This is a genomic window from Finegoldia magna, from assembly GCF_018371055.1.
Lineage (GTDB): Bacteria > Bacillota > Clostridia > Tissierellales > Peptoniphilaceae > Finegoldia > Finegoldia magna_I.
The window spans coordinates 1-1,547 of the sequence record NZ_JAGYZD010000318.1; the positions used below are offsets into that span (position 1 = coordinate 1).

Below are 1,547 nucleotides of genomic sequence, written 5' to 3' on the forward strand. Positions count from 1 at the left end.
TTTATTGATATATTGATCTGAATAAGTAAAGTTTACATAATCTACATTATCATAACTTCTGTTCAATCCATCAGCTAGAACTATGGAACTTTTTCTGTCGAAATTGTGATCTCTAAAATACAATGTAACGTTACTTTTTGATGGAACTACAAGAGAATTTAAAAGCGAACGGTATGCTTTTGAATTAATTGGTGCAAGAGGTGTAACTTGGAAACCATCAAGCCCGTGATACAATACTGATCCACCAGCCGAGAAGTTATACGCAGTTGACCCTGAAGGAGTGGATACTATTATTCCATCTCCAGCAAAGGACTCTAAGTGGTTATCATCGATGTATACATCCAAATACACAATCGATGAGTCATCACTTTTTACTACGAATTCGTTCAGCGCTTTGTGCGTATAAGTTTTGCTGCTATTTCTTATCGCTGTTTTAGATTCAAGTAGGGAAATTTTTTCAATTCCGTAATTTTCATTAATCAAATCTGAAATAAATTTGTCGATATTTGGAATTAAAATTTCTTGATAAAAGCCTAAGTGTCCAGTATTTATTCCGACAAAAGGAATAGTTGAAAATTCGTATTTGTGAACTGCTCTTAGGAATGCCCCATCTCCACCGATACAAAGATTAATCAGCGCATTCTCATCAAAATCAAAAGTAGGTTTGAATCCTTTTTGTTCCATTTTTTCCTTGACAATTAAAGCTGTCTCAAGTGATTTTTGGTTATCGTTTACATATATATTTATAATTTTGCTGTCCTTGTTCATTTATACTAAAAGCTCCTAATATTTGATATAATTTTATTATACCAAATAACTGGAGATTTAAACAATGAAACAAATTAGTTTTGATATAGATAAAAAAATAAGACTAGATGAATTTTTGAAAGCAAATCACATTTCCCAAAATTTATTTCTCAGTATTTACAAAGATGACATTTTTATAAATGGAAAACATGCAAAGAGAAACTCTAAGTTAAAACCAGGTGACAAAGTAACTATCGATCTTAAAGATGAGGAAAATAATTACGAACCAATAAACTTAGACATTGAAGTTTTGTATGAAGATGATGATATTTTTGTATTAAATAAACCTGACAAACTCACGATGAATACAGATGGAGAAGAAAGCTTAGCGAATTTTGTGTCTTATTTATTTGAGCAAAGAAATATTAATCAAAAAGTTAGATTTATCAATAGATTGGACCAAGACACATCAGGAGTTGTAATGGTTGCTAAAAATAAAATAGCTCAAGCGTATTATCAAAAAACTTCGTTTGAGAAAAAATACTTAGCAATCGTAGAAGGAAATCCTAAAAATCAAAAAATAGAATTAAATTTAAAACGCGATGGAATTAAAACAGAAATTGATGAAAACGGGAAAAATAGTGTAACTATTTTACAAAATCTTAAAAATTATGGGGATTATTCATTGGTTAGTCTAAAGATTGTGACAGGTAGAACTCATCAAATAAGAGTAAGCATGGAATATATTAATTGTCCAATAGTCGCAGATAGTTTGTACGGAGAAAAAATAGAAGGATTTT

Annotated in this window: 2 protein-coding genes; one reads left to right on the forward strand and one right to left on the reverse strand. The window is 30.1% G+C overall.

Annotation, left to right across the window (positions count from 1 at the left end):
• On the reverse strand, positions 1-768 hold a 768-nt coding region (locus KHW44_RS09515; RefSeq protein WP_304068861.1), incomplete at its 3' end, for an NAD(+)/NADH kinase.
• A 64-nt stretch (positions 769-832) separates the two neighbouring features.
• Here KHW44_RS09515 and KHW44_RS09520 point away from each other — a divergent pair.
• A partial coding sequence (locus KHW44_RS09520) for an RluA family pseudouridine synthase (protein WP_304068863.1) occupies positions 833-1,547 on the forward strand: 715 nt, incomplete at its 3' end.